Origin of the sequence: Vibrio sp. SG41-7, from assembly GCF_014164465.1 — a bacterium.
GTDB lineage: Bacteria > Pseudomonadota > Gammaproteobacteria > Enterobacterales > Vibrionaceae > Vibrio > Vibrio splendidus.
The window spans coordinates 1-507 of sequence record NZ_JACJFF010000347.1; the positions used below are offsets into that span (position 1 = coordinate 1).

At 45.2% G+C, this 507-nt stretch carries 1 protein-coding gene; it reads right to left on the reverse strand.

What is annotated here, in order from left to right; genetic code table 11:
* Positions 1-428 (reverse strand): IS5 family transposase (locus tag H5300_RS27040; RefSeq protein ID WP_182797392.1); only part of this gene is annotated, 428 nt, incomplete at its 3' end.
* Between the last annotated feature and the right edge of the window lie 79 nt (positions 429-507).

The following is a 507-nucleotide window of genomic DNA, read 5'->3' on the forward strand; positions in this document are numbered from 1 at the left end:
CGCTTGCCATCCGTCCCGTGTTTTTTGACTTTCCATTCACCTTCGCCATAAACCTTAAGGCCAGTAGCATCAATGGCTAGATGCTGTATCGCTCCTCTCGTTTTAGTCTTAAATAAAACCTCAACTTGCTTGGCTCTACGACTGATGCAGGTGTAATGCGGACAACTTAACGGTACATGGGCTAGCCTAAATATCGAGTCGATAAATCCTTGAAGCGCTCTCGATGGCATAGAAAAAAGTCGTTTGACCATGAGTGCTGTCGTGATAGCTAAATCAATGAACCGACGTGGCCTCCCGCGCTTATTCTGTTTGCTTTGCGCCCACCCGCTTATTGCTTCTTCATCAATCCAAAATGTCAGAGAACTACGGTTAATGAGTGATTGGTTGTATTGCTTCCAGTTGGTTGTTTTGTAACGAGGCTTAGGCATAGGACTACGAGAGAGAGTGGAGGTAGCTGATCAGATCGTAGGTTCTTGATTTAGTTCCATTGAATTACGCAACAAAGCC